General features: G+C 71.1%; 19 protein-coding genes and 1 tRNA gene. 12 read left to right on the top strand and 8 right to left on the bottom strand.

The window, feature by feature from the left end; translation table 11 throughout:
- A complete protein-coding gene (locus ACK8GG_RS01400) occupies window positions 1-1,083 on the bottom strand; it encodes an NAD-dependent epimerase/dehydratase family protein (RefSeq protein ID WP_440348654.1) in 1,083 nt (360 codons plus the stop codon).
- A gap of 100 nt (window positions 1,084-1,183) precedes the next feature.
- Between ACK8GG_RS01400 and ACK8GG_RS01395 the strand changes: the two genes are divergently transcribed.
- Complete coding sequence (locus ACK8GG_RS01395; RefSeq protein WP_440355324.1) at window positions 1,184-2,383, top strand: GNAT family N-acetyltransferase; 1,200 nt, start codon at window positions 1,184-1,186, stop codon at window positions 2,381-2,383.
- 30 nt (window positions 2,384-2,413) lie between these two features.
- Here the strand turns inward: ACK8GG_RS01395 and ACK8GG_RS01390 are convergent, their stop codons facing one another.
- A complete protein-coding gene (locus tag ACK8GG_RS01390; RefSeq protein ID WP_440348656.1) occupies window positions 2,414-2,638 on the bottom strand; it encodes a hypothetical protein in 225 nt (74 codons plus the stop codon).
- A gap of 794 nt (window positions 2,639-3,432) precedes the next feature.
- On the opposite strand from ACK8GG_RS01390, the gene ACK8GG_RS01385 reads away from it, so the two are divergent.
- The 5 genes from ACK8GG_RS01385 (at window position 3,433) to ACK8GG_RS01365 (ending at window position 6,141) form a co-directional block, all read left to right on the top strand.
- On the top strand, window positions 3,433-4,338 hold the full coding sequence (locus tag ACK8GG_RS01385; RefSeq protein WP_440355323.1) for an MBL fold metallo-hydrolase: 906 nt from the start codon (window positions 3,433-3,435) through the stop codon (window positions 4,336-4,338).
- Window positions 4,339-4,396: 58 nt separating this feature from the next.
- A tRNA-Lys gene (locus ACK8GG_RS01380) sits at window positions 4,397-4,471 on the top strand.
- Between the two features lie 206 nt (window positions 4,472-4,677).
- Window positions 4,678-4,944, top strand: coding sequence for a type II toxin-antitoxin system Phd/YefM family antitoxin (locus tag ACK8GG_RS01375; RefSeq protein WP_440355322.1), 267 nt, complete (start codon window positions 4,678-4,680; stop codon window positions 4,942-4,944).
- The gene (locus ACK8GG_RS01370; protein ID WP_440355321.1) at window positions 4,941-5,198 is read left to right on the top strand and encodes a Txe/YoeB family addiction module toxin; all 258 of its coding nucleotides are present in this window, start codon (window positions 4,941-4,943) and stop codon (window positions 5,196-5,198) included. Before ACK8GG_RS01375 ends, ACK8GG_RS01370 begins: the two co-directional genes overlap by 4 nt.
- Window positions 5,199-5,310: 112 nt before the next feature.
- Window positions 5,311-6,141 carry a DUF1963 domain-containing protein gene (locus ACK8GG_RS01365; RefSeq protein ID WP_440355320.1) on the top strand — a complete coding sequence of 277 codons (831 nt, stop codon included), beginning with the start codon at window positions 5,311-5,313 and terminating at the stop codon, window positions 6,139-6,141.
- Window positions 6,142-6,216: 75 nt separating this feature from the next.
- Here ACK8GG_RS01365 and ACK8GG_RS01360 read toward each other — a convergent pair whose 3' ends face one another.
- From ACK8GG_RS01360 to ACK8GG_RS01345, 4 genes are all read right to left on the bottom strand, one after another.
- Window positions 6,217-8,685, bottom strand: coding sequence for an ABC transporter permease (locus tag ACK8GG_RS01360; RefSeq protein WP_440355319.1), 2,469 nt, complete (start codon window positions 8,683-8,685; stop codon window positions 6,217-6,219).
- Window positions 8,682-9,443: an ABC transporter ATP-binding protein gene (locus tag ACK8GG_RS01355; protein ID WP_440355318.1), complete on the bottom strand. Its 762-nt coding sequence runs from the start codon at window positions 9,441-9,443 to the stop codon at window positions 8,682-8,684. Before ACK8GG_RS01355 ends, ACK8GG_RS01360 begins: the two co-directional genes overlap by 4 nt.
- Before the next feature lie 111 nt (window positions 9,444-9,554).
- The gene (locus ACK8GG_RS01350; protein WP_440348669.1) at window positions 9,555-10,211 is read right to left on the bottom strand and encodes a response regulator; all 657 of its coding nucleotides are present in this window, start codon (window positions 10,209-10,211) and stop codon (window positions 9,555-9,557) included.
- Window positions 10,199-11,425 carry a sensor histidine kinase gene (locus ACK8GG_RS01345; RefSeq protein WP_440355317.1) on the bottom strand — a complete coding sequence of 409 codons (1,227 nt, stop codon included), beginning with the start codon at window positions 11,423-11,425 and terminating at the stop codon, window positions 10,199-10,201. The genes ACK8GG_RS01350 and ACK8GG_RS01345 overlap by 13 nt, the downstream gene beginning before the upstream one ends.
- A 169-nt stretch (window positions 11,426-11,594) precedes the next feature.
- On the opposite strand from ACK8GG_RS01345, the gene ACK8GG_RS01340 reads away from it, so the two are divergent.
- The 6 genes from ACK8GG_RS01340 (at window position 11,595) to ACK8GG_RS01315 (ending at window position 15,837) form a co-directional block, all read left to right on the top strand.
- Window positions 11,595-11,822: a hypothetical protein gene (locus tag ACK8GG_RS01340; protein ID WP_440348671.1), complete on the top strand. Its 228-nt coding sequence runs from the start codon at window positions 11,595-11,597 to the stop codon at window positions 11,820-11,822.
- 130 nt (window positions 11,823-11,952) lie between these two features.
- Window positions 11,953-12,732, top strand: coding sequence for a class I SAM-dependent methyltransferase (locus tag ACK8GG_RS01335; RefSeq protein ID WP_440355316.1), 780 nt, complete (start codon window positions 11,953-11,955; stop codon window positions 12,730-12,732).
- Between the two features lie 69 nt (window positions 12,733-12,801).
- Window positions 12,802-13,410: a dihydrofolate reductase family protein gene (locus ACK8GG_RS01330; protein WP_440355315.1), complete on the top strand. Its 609-nt coding sequence runs from the start codon at window positions 12,802-12,804 to the stop codon at window positions 13,408-13,410.
- A gap of 61 nt (window positions 13,411-13,471) precedes the next feature.
- Window positions 13,472-14,263: an ABC transporter ATP-binding protein gene (locus tag ACK8GG_RS01325; RefSeq protein WP_440355314.1), complete on the top strand. Its 792-nt coding sequence runs from the start codon at window positions 13,472-13,474 to the stop codon at window positions 14,261-14,263.
- Window positions 14,260-15,021: an ABC transporter permease gene (locus tag ACK8GG_RS01320; protein ID WP_440355313.1), complete on the top strand. Its 762-nt coding sequence runs from the start codon at window positions 14,260-14,262 to the stop codon at window positions 15,019-15,021. Before ACK8GG_RS01325 ends, ACK8GG_RS01320 begins: the two co-directional genes overlap by 4 nt.
- A gap of 36 nt (window positions 15,022-15,057) precedes the next feature.
- Window positions 15,058-15,837 (top strand): helix-turn-helix domain-containing protein, encoded by a 780-nt coding sequence (locus tag ACK8GG_RS01315; RefSeq protein WP_440355312.1) that lies wholly within the window; start codon window positions 15,058-15,060, stop codon window positions 15,835-15,837.
- Between the two features lie 109 nt (window positions 15,838-15,946).
- Here the strand turns inward: ACK8GG_RS01315 and ACK8GG_RS01310 are convergent, their stop codons facing one another.
- Together ACK8GG_RS01310 and ACK8GG_RS01305 are read right to left on the bottom strand one after the other, a co-directional pair.
- Window positions 15,947-16,900 carry a permease prefix domain 1-containing protein gene (locus tag ACK8GG_RS01310; protein WP_440355311.1) on the bottom strand — a complete coding sequence of 318 codons (954 nt, stop codon included), beginning with the start codon at window positions 16,898-16,900 and terminating at the stop codon, window positions 15,947-15,949.
- Window positions 16,897-17,238 carry a PadR family transcriptional regulator gene (locus ACK8GG_RS01305; protein WP_440348678.1) on the bottom strand — a complete coding sequence of 114 codons (342 nt, stop codon included), beginning with the start codon at window positions 17,236-17,238 and terminating at the stop codon, window positions 16,897-16,899. Before ACK8GG_RS01305 ends, ACK8GG_RS01310 begins: the two co-directional genes overlap by 4 nt.
- Window positions 17,239-17,420: the final 182 nt, after the last annotated feature.

Here is a 17,420-nt window from a genome sequence, read left to right as displayed (position 1 = left end):
TCAGTACGGGTTGCCGTGACCGGGGAGCCGGCCGCGCAACAGCCCGCCGGACCGGCCGGCGAGCAACCGGGAACCGGACATCGGCGGGCTGGCGGTGTGGGCGTGCTCGGCCATGCCGGTGAAGAGTTCCCGCAGTGCGGTCAGCGCGTTGACCGACGGTTCCCAGCCGAGTTCGGTGTTCGCGCGTTCCGGTGACAGGAGCGGGACCTGCAACGCCATCTCGACCCAGCCGACGTCGGCGGGTTGCAGCCGCGCCCGCCAGGTCAGCGTCGCCGCCGCGCGCAGCACCGGCGCGGCGACCGGCACGGTCCAGCCGTGGAAGTGCTCGGCGATCAGCTCCGGGGTGAGGACCGGGTCGGCCACGATGTTGAAGGCGCCCGCCGCCTCGCCCAGCACCGCTCGGGCGTACGCGTCGGCGACGTCGTCGGCGTGGACGGCCTGGATCCGCAGCCGCCGGTTCGCCGGCACCAGCGGGATCCAGCCGAAGCGCAGCAGCCGCACCGGCAGCAGCGGCCCGATGAAGTAGCGGATGATCTCGGTCGCCGCGCCGTACTGGAAGATCAGGCCCGGTCGGAGGCGGACGACGCGTACCGCGGGGTGGGTGGCTTCGAAGCGGTCGAGCAGCGCCTCGACCTCGGCTTTGTCCTCGCTGTACGACGAGCCGGGCACCCCGGTGGCCGGCCACCGTTCGCTGACCGGCTGGTCCTTGGGGCCGGGGGCGTACGCGCCGACCGAGGAGGCGTAGACCAGGGCCGGCACGCCGGCGCGGGCGACGGCGTCCAGGACGGCACGGCTGCCGCCGACGTTGGTGCGGTACAGCGTGCGGCGGTCGTGGCTGGGCTGGATCTGCCAGGCGAGGTGGACCACCGCGTCCGCGCCGGCGAAGATCCGCGCCAGGGTTTCCGCCGCGTCGGGCGCGCCGATGTCGCAGCGGTGCCACTCCACCCCGTCGTAGGGCTCACCCGCGACGGGGCTGGGCGTGCGGCGGGCCACCCCGGCGATCCGCAGTCCCGGTTCCCCGGCGAGCCGGCGCAGCAGTGCCGTCCCCACGTTGCCACTGGCCCCGACCACGACGATCCGCATGTCTGCGCGGTACCCGCCTCGGGGCGGGCCAACCATGCACAGCTGTGACGATGCCGCTATTTCCCTTGCCCGCGTTCCCGGCAGCGGCTGGGATGGGGGCATGAAGATCCGCCAGGTGACCGGTGACGAACGGTTAACCACCAACATGCCGCTCGCGCAGTACGCCTTCCAGAGTTCGCCGGGCGGCGACGAGCAGGCGTGGCGCCGTTCGCTGCCGTACCGCATCGAGGACCGAACGCTGATCGCGGAGGAGGCGGGGCGGACGCTGGCGTCGGTGACGGCCATCCCGATGCGGCAGAACCTGCGCGGTTCGGTGGCGCCGATGGCCGGTGTGGCGAGCGTGGCGACCGATCCGCTGGCCCGGCGCAAGGGCCACGTCCGCGCGCTGCTGACGCAACTGCTGGACGAGATGCGCGACGCGGGTTGCCGTACGAGCGCGCTCTGGCCGTTCCGGGCGTCGTTCTACGAACAGTTCGGGTACGTGCTGCTGCCGAAGGCGCGGACCGTCGTGCTGGACCCGGCGGATCTGGGGCCGCTGCTGCGCGCGGAGCTGCCGGGTGAGCTGAGCTGGGGTCCGGCCGCCGCCGGCTACGACCGGTACGCCGCGTTCACCGAGCGGCTGCTGGCCGAGCGGCACGGCTTCGCGCTCTTCCCCGACTACAAAGCGGTCCGGCTGCGGGAGGCCGGCGAGCAGTGGCTGGTGACGGCCGAGATCGACGGTACGACCGTCGGGGCGCTGACCTACCGCATCGACGACCACGGCGGCACCCTGATCGGCGAGGACCTGCTCTTCACCGGCGTGTACGGCCGGGCGCTGCTGCTGCAGTTCATCGCCCGGCACACCGACCAGGTCCGGCGGGCGAGCGTGCAGGTCCCCGCCGACGAGACCCCGGAGCTCTGGGCGACGGATCTGACGGTCCGGATCGAGGCGAAGGTCGACCGGCCGACCGACGCCGCGCCAATGGCTCGGCTGCTGTCGCTTGACGCGCTGGACGGCCTGCCCGCCGGCGCCGGCCGGGTCCGCGTCGAGGTGACCGGTGACCGCTACCTGACCGGCACGCACGTGCTCGACGGCACCAGCGGCCGGCTGGAGCTCGCACCGGGCAACGCGGGCACGGCGGCGACCGCCGGCCTGCCGACCGCCACCCTCACCGCCGCCGGGCTCTCCGCGCTCGCCTACGGGGTGCTCGACCCGCAGGAGCTGCCCATCCGCGGCTACGGCGTGGTCTCGCCGGAGGCGGCGCAGCAGCTGCGGCTGATCTTCCCGCGGGCCATGCCCTACCTGTACGCGGAGTTCTGAGGCCGGGCGATCCGCTGTCGGCGGGTGGGGTCAGGAGACGGCCGGGGTGTCGTCCTCGGGGTCGGGCGAAGCGGAGGTCAGCGCGTCCTCCGGGGTGACGCTCCCGGCCGGGTCCTCGACCTTTTCGCCGGCGGAGTTGACCAGGCCCGGGGCCATCGTGCCGCCGTACGCGGCCTGCGACTCGGCCAGTTCCTCGGCGGTGTCGCCGCTGCGGGCTGCGGTGTCCTCGTACTTCTGGCGATTCTCGTCGGTCATCGGTCGCTCCCTGGGTCGCCACGGCGCATCGCCGCGGGCTTTGCGTTGCGGACGTGCCTGCCGGTACCCGAGGCGACTCGTCGGAAAACCCGCTGGGGGTGGTCGCCGGGGCCGTGCCGGTGCCGCGCGGCGCGGGTTGCGGGGCGGGCGCGGGGCGTGGCGCGGGGGGCGCGGGACGGGCGCGGGACGGGCGCGGGGCGTGGCGCGGGCCGACGGCGTGTCGGACGGCCCGGCGTTTCGCGCGCTGAAAGTAATAGTCGAGGAAGTGCGTACAACACCGACGGTGTCCTCACTACGGCCCTGATGTACCCGACTTCCTGACTACGTGGGGTCTGGGGTCCGCTCCGGATGCGGGTTGGCTCCGGATGCGGGTTGGCTCCGGATGCGGGCTCTAGCCAGTGGAGCAGCCTGTGGATAACCTGTGCACAACGCTGCTCAGGCCGTCCGGGGTGCACTCGGCGCCTACGCGGGGCTGGCGCACCGTCGACAGCGGCACTCGCCCGGAGGGGCCACTGCTGCGGCGGACCGGAGGCGTCCGGTGCCGCGGCGTGTGCGCCGGAGGGCCACTGCTGCGGCATGCGGGCCGGAGGACCACTGCTGCGGCATACGCTGGAGAGGGCGAAGGTGGGATGCGGAAGCGCCTGTCACTCGATTGCCCGTTGTCACAGCCCTCTGCCCCGACCTCTTTGTTGAAGACCTCGCCGAGGATCAGCACCAGCGCCGACAGGTGCGTCTCAGCCGGCGTGCCGGTGAGCCGGCGCGTCCCCGTCAGGTCCAGGTGGCGGCGGCCCTTGTTGCCGAGCGGGTCCGAGTGGTTGCTGCCGCCGGCACCGGCCCTGCCCGGCCGGCTGCGGGTGACGTTCCTGGGGGTGTCGACGCTGCTGCTGGACGACGGGGTCACCGCCCTGCTCACCGACGGCTTCTTCACCCGGCCCGGCAAGCTGCGGGCGCTCGCCGGACGGGTCCGCCCCGACCTGCGGGTCATCGACGAATGTCTGCGCCGGGCCGGGATCAGCCGGCTCGCCGCGGTGCTCGTGCTGCACTCCCACTACGACCACGTGATGGACGCGCCGGCGGTGGCTGCGCGTACCGGGGCGGTGCTGGTGGGGTCGGCGTCGACGGCGGCGGTGGGGCGCGGCGGCGGCCTGCCCGAGGAGCGGATCCTGGTGGCGACAGCCGGTGCGGCGCTGACCTTCGGCGGGTTCACCGTGACCCTGGTCGAGTCGGCGCACGTGCCGCCGCACCGCTTCGACGGCGAGATCACCGAGCCGGTGGTGCCGCCGGTGCGCGTTGGCGCGTACCGGATGGGGGCCTGCTATTCGCTGCACGTGGCGCACGGCGGGCGTGGGCTGCTGGTGCAGGCCAGCGCCGGGTACGCCGAGAACACACTTGCCGGGTACGACGCGGACGTCGCGTACCTGGGGGTGGGGACGCTGGGGCGGCAGACGGCGGAGTACCGGCAGGCGTACTGGGCGCAGACCGTTGCGGCGGTGGGCGCGCGACGGGTGCTGCCGATCCACTGGGACGACTTCTGGCGGCCCCTGGCCCGACCACTGGTGCCGTTGCCGGCGATCGTCGACGATCTGGACGCGACGCTGGCCTACCTGACGGCCCGGGGCGCCGCCGACGGCGTGGAGATCCGGATGCCGACACCGTGGCAGCCGACCGACCCGTTCCTGGGGCTGCCGACGCGGCCGTGACGCACCGGGTGGAATCGCGTACGCGCCCACTCGGGCGGGCAGGTACCCTGACAGCCGCGGGCCGCTAGCTCAATGGCAGAGCTGTGGACTTTTAATCCATAGGTTCAGGGTTCGAGTCCCTGGCGGCCCACCAGAAACCACCGTTGAACTGCAAGATCGTGTCCACGACGTCGGACGGTCCCGAGCAGTCAGCGCCTCAGCCTGCCGTGAGCCCGAGACGTCCGTGTGTCCGGCTGGCCCATCCGGACCTGGGACACCTCCGTGGCCGGGTAGGGCAGTGACTCAACCCTGCGGTAGGTACAGTTTTCTGTACATGCCCTGGAGGTGGTTGTGCGGACTGTGAACTTCACCCAGCTACGACAGAACCTCGCCGCCGAACTCGACAGCGTCATCAACGACGCGGAGGAGTTGGTGGTGACCCGGTCGGGCCACGAGCCGGTGGTGATCGTGTCCCTGGCCGAGTACGAATCGATGAAGGAAACCGAGTACCTGCTGCGCAGCCCGGCCAACGCCGCAGCTCTTCGTCAATCGATCGAGGAGCTCGAGCAGGGCCACACGGCTGAGCGGGAACTGATCGACCCGGCCACATCACGGGACATCGCATGAGGCTGGTCTTCACCGCGACGGCGTGGAACCAGTACCTCAGTCACACAGACCGAAAGCTGATCAAGCGCATCAACGATCTCATCGCGGACGTGATGCGCAACGCGTACGAGGGCATCGGCAAACCCGAGCCCCTGCGGGGAGAGCTGTCCGGCTTCTGGTCCCGCCGGATCGATCGCGAACACCGGCTGGTTTACCGGATGACCAAGGACGACGTCGAGATCATCGCTTGCCGATACCACTACGGCGACCGATAGCGCGCGGACTGGAATCAGGGCCGTAGGCCAGAGGCGGCCGGTTCGTCGGCGAACCACCTGCAGACCGGCCAGCGGCACTACAAAGGACGGTTGCCGCACTAGGCTGCCCGCCATGATTCTTGCCATGCCGCAACGGTTGGAGCAGATCCGCGCCGAGGCGCTCCAACAGGGTTTCCCGGCCGATGATGTCGACCGGTGGATCGCCTCCGCCGTTCCCCGCGGGTCGCTGACGACCGGCGGAGACGGGCCAGTCGTCGGCCGGTTCGGCGGCACCGCCATGGTTCCCCCGGGCACCCGGGTCACCGGAAATCCCCTCATCGCCACCATTGACCTCGCAGCCCTGCCCAGGGAGGCGACGGATCTTCCACTACCGTCCGACGGCCAACTGCTCCTCTTCGGCTATCCCGAAGGCGACAACCACTACACACAGGGCTCGGCCCTGTACGTCCCGGCCGGGGTAGCCGTCGAGGAAGCGCCGAAGGACGAAGAAGAGGAAGAGGACGAGGAGGAGGACGAGGAATTCCTCCAGGTCTGCCAGGATTTCCCGCAGGGCGACATACACCTGACGATCAACGTCTCCCTGCCCTTGCACACCCCGGAGCATCTCAACCCCGAACTGATCGACCACTGGCAGAGCAAGGCCAACACCAGGACCGAGTGGGGCGACATGCAGATCGGCGGTTATGCCACGGCCGTGGACTACGGCGGAAACGACGGCCCGCTGGGAGTCGTCGCGAGGTACGCAGCAAAGGCCGAACGTGCGGGTAACTGGCACGGTCCCAGCCCTTCACCGCACGCCGAGGACTGGGTGCTGCTGGCCGAGTACCTCTGCTCCTCGGAGATGAGGCCAAGCGGTGCCGCCCTCTACTGGGGGATCCAGCGCGACGACCTGGCCGCGCAGCGCTTCCACGGCGTGTACGCCGTCGTGGACTGGAACCCCTGAGCTCGCGTCTCGGGGTGACCGCCGTGGCGGTCACCCCCGGGTTGCCGGGGCGCCGCCACGACTCTGCCGCGACGCCTACTCCTTCACACCGATGTTGTCGATCGGCGGAGCGCTGAGCAGCCGTCGGACTGGCCACACCGTGGTCGCCAACGCCAGCAGTGTCGTGCCGCCGAGCACCGCCACCCAGCCGAGCGGCGGGACGTACGGGATCGGGCTGCCGGTCAGTCCGTTGACGATCGCGCTCAGGGTCAGCGCCGCGGTCGTCGCGCCGATCAGCACCGCGGTGCCGAGCAGCCCGGCCTGTTCGGCGTGGACCATCCGCCGAATCTGACGACGGGTCACCCCGACCAGTTGCAGCAACGCCAACTCGCGGCGGCGGGCCAGGGCTGCCATCACCATCGTGGTGGCCGCCGCCAGCGCCGCGTACCCCACCATCACGCCGATCAGCAACCGGTTCAGCCAGGCTCCGAGCGCCAGGTCGGTGCTGATCAGACGCGTACGGGTGGCGGCGTCGAGAACCTCGCTGGCCGGTTGCCGGGCCGACCACGTGGCCAGCGCGGTGTCGGCCTCCGGGCCGGCGCTGACCAGGACCTCGTCGTCGGTATCCCGGGCCGTGTGGCCGGCGACCGTCTCGGCGGCCAGCGTGACGTCGCCGAAGCCGAGGCCACGGCCGTAGATCGCGATGACGTCCAACGTGACCGGGGTGCCGTCGCCCAGCCAGAGTTCCGCCTGATCGCCGACGCCCCAGCCGGACGATGACGCCTGCGTCGCAGACACGGCTACCGTGCCCGCGCGCAGGTCGGCCAGGTTGCCCTCGCGCACGTCGAGGTCCATCGTCGACGTGATGCCCGCCGGGTCGACCGACTGCGCGCTGACCGGCTCGATTCCGCCGATCGCCCGCACTATCACCTGCGTACGGCGCACACCGGTGGCCGCCCGAACCCCGGCCAGCTCGCGGATCTCCCGCGCCGCGTCCGCCGGCAGCCCACCCGGAGCGACAAGCACCCGCTCGGCGCGGATTCCCGCGCTGCTCTGCGCGGTGGTCTGCCGTTCCAGGTTGGTCTGCAGGAACCAGACCGAGCCGCCGAAGCCCACCGACAGGACGAGGGCGGTCAGGACGGTCGCCATGCCCTGCGCGTTGGCCCGCAGATTGGCCGCAGCCAGGTAGCCGCTGACCTTCCACACCCGCGTCAACAACGGTGTGAGCAGGCGAGCCGCGTACGCGTTGATCCTCGGTGCGAGCAGCGCCACCGCGATGACGAACAGGTACAGCATGCCGACCGCGGCGGCCAGTGCCCCGGTCGACCCGGCGGCACCGAGCGTGAACGCCCCGGAGGTGCCGGCCGCCGCCAGCGTCAGCACGCCGGCGACGAGCCGCACCCGGCCGCTGCGCCGAGGTTCCACAGCGATCTCGCCGAGCGCCTCGATCGGCTTGATCCCGGTGACCCGGCGTGCGGCGACCAACGCGGAGGCAACCGCCACGAGGACCGCCATACCGACCGCCGCCGGCACCGCGAACAAGCCGCCGGCCATCGGGAAGCCGACCGGCACGAACCCCCGACCGACCAGTTCGTCGTGCACCCAGCGGGCCGCCAGCAGGCCGGCCGGGCCGCCGACCGCAGAGCCGGCCAGGGCGAGCAGCGCGGCCTCGGCGATCAGCATGCGGCGCACCTGTCCCGGCGTGGCCGCGACCGCGCGCAGCAACGCCAGGTCACGTCGACGGTGCCGGACGGAGAGCCCGATGGTGCCGGCCACCACGAAGGCGATCAGCAGGACGACGTACCCCCCGAAAGCCGACCCGGCCCCGATCAGCAACGTCTGGGCGGCCTGGTTCTCCGACTGCTCGACGTTCCCGCGGTCTTTTCCGGCGTACGTCGTGGCGCCGGCCGCCGACGCGATCTCGCGTACCGCGCCGAGGTCGGCGCCGGGCACCATCCGCACGCCGATCGCATCCACCCGGCCCGGGTGGGCGGACAGCCGGGCGGCCTGCGCGTCGGTGAAGAACACCTCCGCAGCACCGGTCTCGGCGGTTCCGCTCACCCGGTACGACTCTCCGACCCCGCCGACGACCAGGTCGATGCGGTCGCCGGGTGCCACGCCGAGCCGGGCGTCGACCAGCACCTCGTCATCGGCCCGTGGCGCGGCACCCGCGGCGATGGGACGGCCGGTGAAGGCGTACGTGTCCCAGCCGTGTCCCACGGCAGCGGGTGAGCCGATCACCACCCTCTTGTCGCCGGTGACGGCCGCGACGCCCGGCAGCCGGCGGATCCGGTCCACCAGGGCCTCGTCCACCGTGCCGCCCTCGGGCAGCCTGACAGTGCTCGTGGTGGTTTCGCCGAACTCGCTGAACGTGTGGCTGACCGTGCGGTTGGCGACTACCACGTCGGCCGCCGCCCAGAGCCGTGGCTCCGCGCGGAAACGCAGCCCGGACTCGACGAGGGTGCCCATCGCCACCAGGATCAGCACGCCGGCGATCAGGGCCAGCAGGGTCGCGGCGGCGGGGCCGGCGCGGTGCCGCAGCAGGCGGGCGGCGAGCCCGGTCATCGCAGGGCCCGCCGATCCAGCGACGCCAGGTGCTCGGCGATACGGGCGGCTCCGAGCTGCGGAAGGTCGGCGACGATCGTGCCGTCGGCCAACACGAGCACGCGGTCCGCGTACGACGCGGCGATCGGATCGTGGGTCACCATCACCACGGTCAGCCCGTGTTCGTCCACGACCGCGCGCAGCAGCGTCAGCACCTCCGCCGCGGTCCGCGAGTCGAGGGCGCCGGTGGGCTCATCCGTGAAGATCACCTCGGGGCGGGTGGCGAGCGCCCGGGCGATCGCCACCCGCTGCTGCTGGCCGCCGGAGAGCGCGGCCGGCCGGTGGTGCAGTCGGTCGGTGAGGCCGACCCGCTCGACCACCTGGGTCAGCCAGGCCCGGTCCGGACGGACGCCGGCCAGGCGCAGGGGCAGCACGATGTTCTCCTCGACGGTGAGCGCGCCGATCAGGTTGAATGCCTGGAAGACGAACCCGACCCGGGTACGACGCAGCTCCGTCAGGTGGGTCTCGGAGAGCCCTGACAGGTCGGTGCCTCCGATGATCACCCGGCCGGAGGTGGGCCGGTCGAGCCCGGCCGCGGTCTGCAACAGCGTGCTCTTACCGGAACCCGAAGGCCCCATGACCGCGGTGAAGGTGCCCCGGTCGAAGCCGACATCAATGCCCGCAAGCGCAGTCACCCGGTTGAGGCCGGCGTCGTACACGCGGGTGAGTCGTTCGACGCGTACCGCCGGCTCGATGGTCTGTCCCGGATAGCCCGGCATTCTGGTGGCCTTTCTCCGTGTCATTCGCAAGAACTGCGCGCACCAGAAACGCTATTGACGTGTGAGCACGGCGACCATCCCGCTGACTGCCGGGTCCGGGTACAGCAGGCGCTACCGTCGGTCGCCGTCGAGGTAGCGCAGCACCGCGGTGACCCGGCGGTCGGCACGGTCGTCCGGTGGAAGCTGAAGCTTCGAGAAGATGCTGCGGATGTGCTTGTGCACCGCGCCGTCGGTGACGAAGAGCCGCTCGGCGATCGCGCTGTTGCCGAGCCCTTCGGCCATCAGCCCCAGCACCTCACGCTCACGCGGCGACAGCTCGCTCAGCGCCGTGTCCGTCCGGCGGTTGCGGGCGAGCAACTGCGCCACCACCTCCGGGTCGATCACGCTGCCGCCGTCCGCGACGCGGTGCAGCGCGGCGAGGAACTCCTCGACCCGGCCCACCCGCTCCTTCAACAGATAACCGAGCCCGACGGCGCCGACCGAGAACAGGTCCGTCGCGAAGGCCTGCTCCACGTACGCCGACAGGACCAGCACCGCGAGGCCGGGGCGGCGGCGTCGGGCCTCCACCGCGGCCACGATGCCCTCGTCGGTGTGGGTCGGCGGCATCCGTACGTCCACGATCGCGACGTCCGGCGCATGTTCATCGACGGCCACCAGGAACTCGCCCGGAGTACCGGCCGTGGCGACCACGTCCAGGTCCTCCGCCCGCAGCAGCAGCGCCAACCCCTCACGCAGCAGCGCGTCGTCCTCGGCGATCACGATCCGCATGGCAGCTCCACGTCCATTCTCGTCGGCCCTCCCGGCGGGCTCGTCAGTGTCATCCGGCCGTCGTACGCCTCGACCCGCCGGCGGATACCGGTGAGCCCCGAGCCACGTGTCTCGTCCGCATCGCCGTGCCCGTCGTCCTCGATGCTCACCAGCAGCCGGCCGTGCTCGCGGCGCACGGCCACGTCCACCCGGTTCGCACCGCTGTGCCGGACGACGTTGGTCAGCGCCTCGGCCACCACGAAGTACGCGGTTGCCTCGACCGAGGCCGCGCAGCGCACGGCCACGTCCACCTCAAGTCGGCAGGGCACCACGCAACTGCCGGCCAGGCCCGCCAGCGCACCGGCGAGACCCCGATCGTCCAGCACGGGCGGCAGAATCCCCCGCACGACCGTACGCAGCTCGCCGAGTGCCTGTTCCGCAGCGTCCTGCGCCTGCCCGAGGATCTCGTCGGCGCGGTCCGGATTGCGGTGCAGGGCCCGCCGCGCGGCGCCCAGCAGCACGTTGACCGCGACCAGCCGGTTCTGGGTGCCGTCGTGCAGCGACCGCTCGATCCGGCGTAGTTCCACCGCGTGGGCGTCCAGCGCCGCAGCGCGGGTGGCGGCCAGCTCGGCCACCCGCAGCGACAGGTCGACACCCGGCGGCGGAGGCAGCAGCCACCGGCCCGGCCATGCCTGGAGACGGGCCAGGGCCGGGCTGAACCAGATCGCGGCGGCCAGCCAGCCCACCCCGAGCAACCCGACCGCGAGCGCCTCGGACAATCCGTCGATGCGCCACCAGACGATCCCCGGCGCGCCGAAATCGGCAGGGATCAGCCGGTACCACAGCGGGAACGTGATGTCCTGCACGGCATAGAGCGGCATTGCAAGGCCGACCAGCCCGGTCACCAGGCCGATGAGCGAGTACAGCGCGACCCAGCCGAGCTCCCGGCGCACGAAGGGATCGCGCGCCGCCGTCCGCAACCCGGCCGGCACCGGCCCCGGCGTGGGGATCGCCTCGCCCCAGCGGGACAGTCGGCTCCGCTCGCGGTCGGCCACCCACCGCACCGCCCGCAACGCCCCAGGCGCCGCCGGCAGCCCCACCCTGATCAGGCAGGTCACCGCCACGATCGCCGCCCAGAGCAGCGCGCCCAGCGCCAGCGTGGCGGTGCCCAGCCCGCCGACGAGGTACTCAAGTGCGTCGACCGAGGCCCGAATCCGGCCCCGCGCATACGCCATCGACCCACCTCCCCCGCCAACATAGGCCACCGCGGGCAGCGCCCCGCAACGCCCGGCGCGGAAGGTACAGCCTGCTGTACCACGGTCGTTCAGCTGGCGGGATCGTCCCCCGCCGCGCCGCCCGCCTAGCGTTGACGGCATCGAGGAACGTCCACCGAAGGAGACAGTCATGACCGATCCGTACCGCATCACCGAGGCCCCGGCCGCCGCCCCGAAGAGGCCGGGCAGCCTGCTGCGCCCGCTGCTGTGGCTGGCGTTCTTCGTCACCACGGCGGCCAACGTGACGCTGTCGACCGCGACGGACAACCACTGGATCAGCTCGGCGTTCGGCCTGGTGGCGGCGCTCTGCGCGGTCGTGCTGATCGTCCACCACCGCCGAAACCGCGCGCGGTCGTAGGGACACGGCGTGTACGCCGGCTGACCGGCCACCGGAGGACCGACGTACGGGCCGGACAACAACCTCACATGTCCGTAGTCTGCCGATGGTCGCTCGACGCATGTCTATTCAGGAGAGGCGGGCGGGGTTCGTGGTCGCATCCGGGAAGCAGAAGTTCGACGGGCTCGGTGCCGACTACGACCGTTACCGTCCGCGTTACCCGGACGCCCTGTTCGACGTACTCGCGGCGAGGCTCAGCCCGATCGAGGAGCCACACGTGGTGGACGCCGGCGCCGGCACCGGCGTGGCGCTCGAGGGCCTGATTCCCCGCCTGCCCGCCGGGGCGCGAATCGACGCCGTCGACATCTCCGGCGACATGGTGGCGCGGGGGCGGGAGAAGTTCCCCACGGTCACCTGGCACGTCGGCCCGGCTGAGCCGTTCCTGGAGTCGATCACCGGGATCGACCTGGTCGTGGCCGCGCAGGCGTACCAGTGGATGGACCGGCCCCGGTACCTGAGTGCGGCGGCGGACTGCCTCACGCCCCGCGGGCTGGTCGCGATCATGCAGAACAACCGTGACTTCACCGCGAATCCCTTCCTGAACGCATACGAGTCGCTGCTCGAGAAGCTCAGCCCCGGCTACTCCCGGTCGTACCGTTCCTTCGACATCGCCGCCGAGCTCGGCGAACGGTTCGAGACGGTCACCGAGCATCACGTGACCTGGGAATGGCGGCTGAGCTGCGAGGATTTCGCGGCCATGGCGCGGACCTCGACGCAGGTGCAGCGCGCCCTCGCCGCCGACGCGGACACATTCCACCGCCGCCTGTCGGAGCTGCTCGACGCCCACCAGTCCGACGGCGACGTGGTGCTCACCTACACCAGCGAACTCTTCATCGCGTCGGACCCCCGCGATATGAAAGAGCCGGCCTGACCGACGGGTCGATCGTTCATATCGTGACGGGGCCGGCGTTCGGCGGCCCCTCGGACATGGGGAGAAAGCATGGGCAGGCTCGTGGTGGTCGAGAACGTCACGCTCGACGGGGTCATGCAGGCCCCGGGCGGCCCGGACGAGGACCCGCGCGGCGGATTCCCGTACGGCGGCTGGGCGCGGCCGTACGCCGACCAGGTGATGGCCGAGACGATGGGCGCGAGCATGGGCGACGACGGCGTGATGCTCTTCGGCCGCCGTACCTACGAGCAGTTCCACGGTTTCTGGTCGACGCAGACCGACGGCAACCCGTACACCGAGGTCCTCAACCGCAAACACAAGTACGTCGCCTCCCGCACCCTCGCCGAGCCGCTGCCGTGGGTGAACTCGTCCCTGCTCACCGGCGACCTGGGGCAGGCGGTCGCCGCGCTCAAGCGGGACGTCGCGGGTGACGTGGTGGTGCTCGGCAGCGGGGAGCTGGTGCGGTCGCTGGCGAAAGCAGGCCTGATCGACCTGCTCATGCTCTCGATCCACCCGCTCACCCTCGGCACCGGCACGAAGCTCTTCGCCGACGGTGCGGACGCTTCCGGCACGTTCGCGCTGAGCGGGGCGGTACCGACGACGACCGGCGTGATCATCGCCAGCTACCGTCCGGCCGCTGGAGAAGAACGCTTGGCCTAGCGCAAATCGCGGGCTTCGCACGCTTGACCCTGACGCTGCGTCAGCCCCTCATGCTGCTGGCATGAGTACCTCGTCCAGCGTGGCCTCAGAGCCCGCGATCCAGGTCCGGGACCTGGAGAAGTCGTACAAGCAGCTGACGGTGCTGCGGGGCGTCGACCTTGAGGTGGCGCACGGCAGCATCTTCGCACTGCTCGGTTCCAACGGGGCGGGCAAGACCACCATCGTCAAGATCCTGGCCACGCTCCTCAAGGCCGACAGCGGCACCGCCCGGGTCAACGGCTTCGACGTGGCGACCCAGGCCGCGAAGGTCCGGGAATCCATCAGCCTCACCGGGCAGTTCGCGGCGGTCGACGACATCCTCACCGGGCGCGAAAACCTCGTCCTGGTCGCCCGGTTGCGGCACCTGCCCGGCCCGGGGGCGATCGCGGACGACCTGCTGCGGCGTTTCTCGCTGGTCGAGGCCGGCGGCCGGCGGGTGGCGACGTACTCCGGTGGCATGCGCCGCCGCCTGGACATCGCAATGAGCCTGATCGGCGCTCCGCCGGTCATCTTCCTCGACGAGCCGACGGCCGGACTGGACCCGGAGGCGCGCATCGAGGTCTGGCAGACGGTGAAGGAACTTGCCGCCGGCGGCACGACGGTGCTGCTCACCACCCAGTACCTGGAGGAGGCGGAGCAGCTCGCCGACCGGATCGGGATCCTCCACGAGGGCCGGATCATCGTCGACGGCACCCTCGGCGAGCTCAAGCAGCTCCTCCCGCCCGCCAAGGTCGAGTACGTCGAGAAGCAACCGACCCTGGAGGACGTCTTCCTCGCCCTCGTCGGCGCGAGAACGGAGCAGACAAAGTCATGAACCGTCACTTCCTCGGCGACACCGCCGTCCTCCTGGGCCGTTCGCTGCGGCACATCATCCGCAGCGTGGACACCGTCATCACGACCACGGTCATGCCGATCGCTTTCCTGCTGCTCTTCGTCTACGTCTTCGGCGGCGCGATCGAGACCGGCTCCGACTCGTACGTGAACTACCTGCTCCCCGGCATCCTGCTGATCACGATCGCCTCGGGCATCGCGTACACCGCGTACCGGCTCTTCCTGGATCTGCAGGGCGGCATCTTCGAACGGTTCCAGTCGATGCCGATCGCCCGTTCGGCCGTACTCTGGGCGCACGTTCTGACCTCGCTGGTCGCGAACCTGGTCTCGCTCGCGGTGGTCGTCGGTGTCGCCCTCCTGATGGGCTTCCGCACCGGCGCGAACGTGCTGGGGTTGCTCGCGGTCCTCGGCATCCTGGTCCTGTTCACCCTCGCGCTGACCTGGATCGCTGTGCTCCCCGGCCTCACCGCGAAGTCCGTTGACGGTGCGAGTGCCTTCTCCTATCCGCTCATCTTCCTGCCCTTCATCAGCTCGGCTTTCGTGCCGACCGAGTCCATGCCCGGCCCGGTGCGCGCCTTCGCCGAGCACCAGCCGGTCACCTCCATCGTCAACGCGATCCGGGACCTCTTCGCCGGGCAGCCCGTCGGCGCCGACATCTGGACCGCCCTCGCCTGGTGTGTCGGTGTGCTCGTCGTCGCCTACGTCTTCGCCACCATCACCTACCGTCGAAGAATCTCCTGAGCGAGTCCGCGACGAGTCAGAGAGAAGGATCAGCGCATGCTGACTATCGGCGAACTGGCGGCGTACGCGGACGTCACGGTGCGGGCGGTGCGGCACTACCACCAGATCGGACTCCTGCCGGAGCCGGAGCGGGACACGTCGGGTTACCGGCGGTACGGGCCGGCGGCGGTCGTCGCCCTCATCAGGATCCGGACTCTCGCCAACGCCGGGGCGCCGCTCTCCGAGATCGCCGAGATGCTCGACGCCGACGACGCGACCTTCGCCGAGGCGATCCGGAGAATCGACGACCGCCTCCGGCACCGGATCGAGCGTCTGGCCACCAGCCGCACGCAGATAGCGCAGCTCGCTGCCGGGGACAGCCTGGCGCTCCCACCGGAGGTCACCGCGTACCTGGAACGGCTTCGGGCGCTCGGGACGTCGGACCGGTTGGTGGAGGGCGAGCGGGACGCGTGGATCCTGCTCGCGGCGCGCTGGCCCGACCACATTCGCGACTGGATGCCCGACAAGTTCGCGCAGCTCGAAGACCCGCGGGTGGTGCGGCTCTATCAGGTGCTCTCGGAGATCTCCGAGAGCGACGCGACCGACGACGCGCGCCTGGCGGAGGCCGCGGACATCATGGCCGAACTGGTCGGGGAGGCCTGGGCCGCCGGTGAGATGAGCCCCGGCGGTGATGCCTACAACGACCTGCCGCACGACCTGCTGGACGCCCTCGCCATCGAGTCCGATCCGCGGGTACAGCGGTTGCAGGAACTGATGCGCGAACGCGGCTGGTCCGGCTGGAACCGGCTGGAGCCGCTGGCAGCACCACCCGGTTAGTACGCCCGCAGGTGCCCCTCAGCGCCGGCAGGCGAAACCGGAGCGGACCCCGGACAGACGGCAGCCGACCCGGCACCTGTGCGGGTGCCGGGCCGGACTCGTGGGTGGGTCAGCGGTCGGCGCGGTAGGCCTTGATGCCGCTGTCGATGACGTCCCAGACCGTGACGAGGATCGCGCCGGTCACGACGAGCTTCGCGACGATGTCGAGGTTGCCGCTCTCGCCGAGCCAGTCGAAACGGGCGATGAGGTCGGGGTTGAGCAGCCGGTCGGTCGACATCAGCCAGACCACCGGGGCCGCGAAGGCCAGGCCGAGCAACGCGTTGATCCCGACCAGCGGCCAGGTCCAGCGCCCGGCCCGGTACTTGGCGACCTCAAGGCCGATGTTGGCGACCAGCACGGCGATCAGGAACGGCAGCCAGAAGCTCCAGAGCGCCGGGTCGAGGACCGGGAGGTTCCGGTCGCCGTCCGAGGGGACGAACGACCGGAAGTGCTGCAGCGGCAGGTAGGCGGCGAACAGGGCCAGCATGCCGATCCCGGCGGCGGTGTCGACGAGGGTGATCTGCCGGTCGACCGGGCCTTCCGGCAGGTCGTCGACGTTCCAGCCGGGCAGGTCCAGGCGGGTGTTGGTGCGTTCCAGGATCGCGAAGACCAGGGTGACCCAGAACGCGATCTGGACGGCCACCGTGATCGCGGTGCTGATGCCCTCGCCGATGGCCCCGCCGACGTTGTCTTCGTCGACGGCGGCCACCAGTCCGACCAGGACACCGACGGTGGCCGGGACGAAGGAGAGCAGCAGCTTCAGCAGCCGCTCCCAGGCCAGGTAGTAGGTCGGGCCGATGAGCTGCAGGCGCCGGTCGGCGTAGCGGGCGGCAAGCGCCGCCGGGTCGCCCATTTCGGTGAGGACCTCGCGCTCGGCGGCGGCGACGTCCGCCCCGGCGTCGGTGCGGCCTTCGACCATGTCCTCGATGGAGGCCCGCAGCTCGGTCGCGATCTCCTCGCGACGGGGCTGCGGCACCGAACGCAGGACCGCGGCGACGTAGCGGTCGGTCAGGGTGGGGGTCATCGGTCTTCTCCTTCGAGGAGGGCGGTCATCGAGTTCTGGACGGCGGTGAGGTCGGCGAGGAGCAGGTCGAGGACCGCCTCACCGTCGGGGGAGGTCCGGTAGAACTTGCGCGGTCGGCTCTCCTCGGTGTTCCACTCGCTGGTCAGCAGCCCTTGATCCTCGAGGCGGCGCAGCAGTGGATAGAGCGTGTTGGCGTCGACGGGGAAGCCGTGGCCGGCCAGTCGCTGCAGCAGCGCGTAGCCGTAGCCGGGGCGGCGCAACGCGATGAGGCTCGCGACCACGACCGTGCCGCGCCGCAGTTCCTGCAGATGGGTCCGGAGGACATCTTCGCTCGCCATGCCTCACACCATACTGTGTGCCACACACTGTTGTCCACGACTATGTTGATGTGCCGCACTGCCTCACTGTGCAGCACCACGGCGAAGGGCCGGCACGAAGACCGCGAGGTGTGGCCGGGCCGGAAGCGGGTAGCCGTGGCGGGCGCAGCCGGGCAGATATGGCGGAAGGTGTGAGAGTGTGA

The organism is Melissospora conviva (genome assembly GCF_049523535.1).
Lineage (GTDB): Bacteria > Actinomycetota > Actinomycetes > Mycobacteriales > Micromonosporaceae > Melissospora > Melissospora conviva.
Note: the sequence above shows the minus strand (reverse complement) of the source record. Positions and strands in the feature narration are given on the sequence as shown.

Bases quoted from the DNA above. Each gene is read 5' to 3' on its own strand.
- ACK8GG_RS01365 (WP_440355320.1), top strand. From the start codon at position 5,311: ATGATTCTTGCCATGCCGCAACGGTTGGAGCAGATCCGCGCCGAGGCG.
- ACK8GG_RS01360 (WP_440355319.1), bottom strand. From the start codon at position 8,685: ATGACCGGGCTCGCCGCCCGCCTGCTGCGGCACCGCGCCGGCCCCGCC.
- ACK8GG_RS01320 (WP_440355313.1), top strand. From the start codon at position 14,260: ATGAACCGTCACTTCCTCGGCGACACCGCCGTCCTCCTGGGCCGTTCG.
- ACK8GG_RS01315 (WP_440355312.1), top strand. From the start codon at position 15,058: ATGCTGACTATCGGCGAACTGGCGGCGTACGCGGACGTCACGGTGCGG.
- ACK8GG_RS01345 (WP_440355317.1), bottom strand. From the start codon at position 11,425: ATGGCGTATGCGCGGGGCCGGATTCGGGCCTCGGTCGACGCACTTGAG.
- ACK8GG_RS01390 (WP_440348656.1), bottom strand. From the start codon at position 2,638: ATGACCGACGAGAATCGCCAGAAGTACGAGGACACCGCAGCCCGCAGC.
- ACK8GG_RS01310 (WP_440355311.1), bottom strand. From the start codon at position 16,900: ATGACCCCCACCCTGACCGACCGCTACGTCGCCGCGGTCCTGCGTTCG.
- ACK8GG_RS01350 (WP_440348669.1), bottom strand. From the start codon at position 10,211: ATGCGGATCGTGATCGCCGAGGACGACGCGCTGCTGCGTGAGGGGTTG.
- ACK8GG_RS01355 (WP_440355318.1), bottom strand. From the start codon at position 9,443: ATGCCGGGCTATCCGGGACAGACCATCGAGCCGGCGGTACGCGTCGAA.
- ACK8GG_RS01395 (WP_440355324.1), top strand. From the start codon at position 1,184: ATGAAGATCCGCCAGGTGACCGGTGACGAACGGTTAACCACCAACATG.
- ACK8GG_RS01370 (WP_440355321.1), top strand. From the start codon at position 4,941: ATGAGGCTGGTCTTCACCGCGACGGCGTGGAACCAGTACCTCAGTCAC.
- ACK8GG_RS01330 (WP_440355315.1), top strand. From the start codon at position 12,802: ATGGGCAGGCTCGTGGTGGTCGAGAACGTCACGCTCGACGGGGTCATG.
- ACK8GG_RS01305 (WP_440348678.1), bottom strand. From the start codon at position 17,238: ATGGCGAGCGAAGATGTCCTCCGGACCCATCTGCAGGAACTGCGGCGC.
- ACK8GG_RS01400 (WP_440348654.1), bottom strand. From the start codon at position 1,083: ATGCGGATCGTCGTGGTCGGGGCCAGTGGCAACGTGGGGACGGCACTG.
- ACK8GG_RS01325 (WP_440355314.1), top strand. From the start codon at position 13,472: ATGAGTACCTCGTCCAGCGTGGCCTCAGAGCCCGCGATCCAGGTCCGG.
- ACK8GG_RS01340 (WP_440348671.1), top strand. From the start codon at position 11,595: ATGACCGATCCGTACCGCATCACCGAGGCCCCGGCCGCCGCCCCGAAG.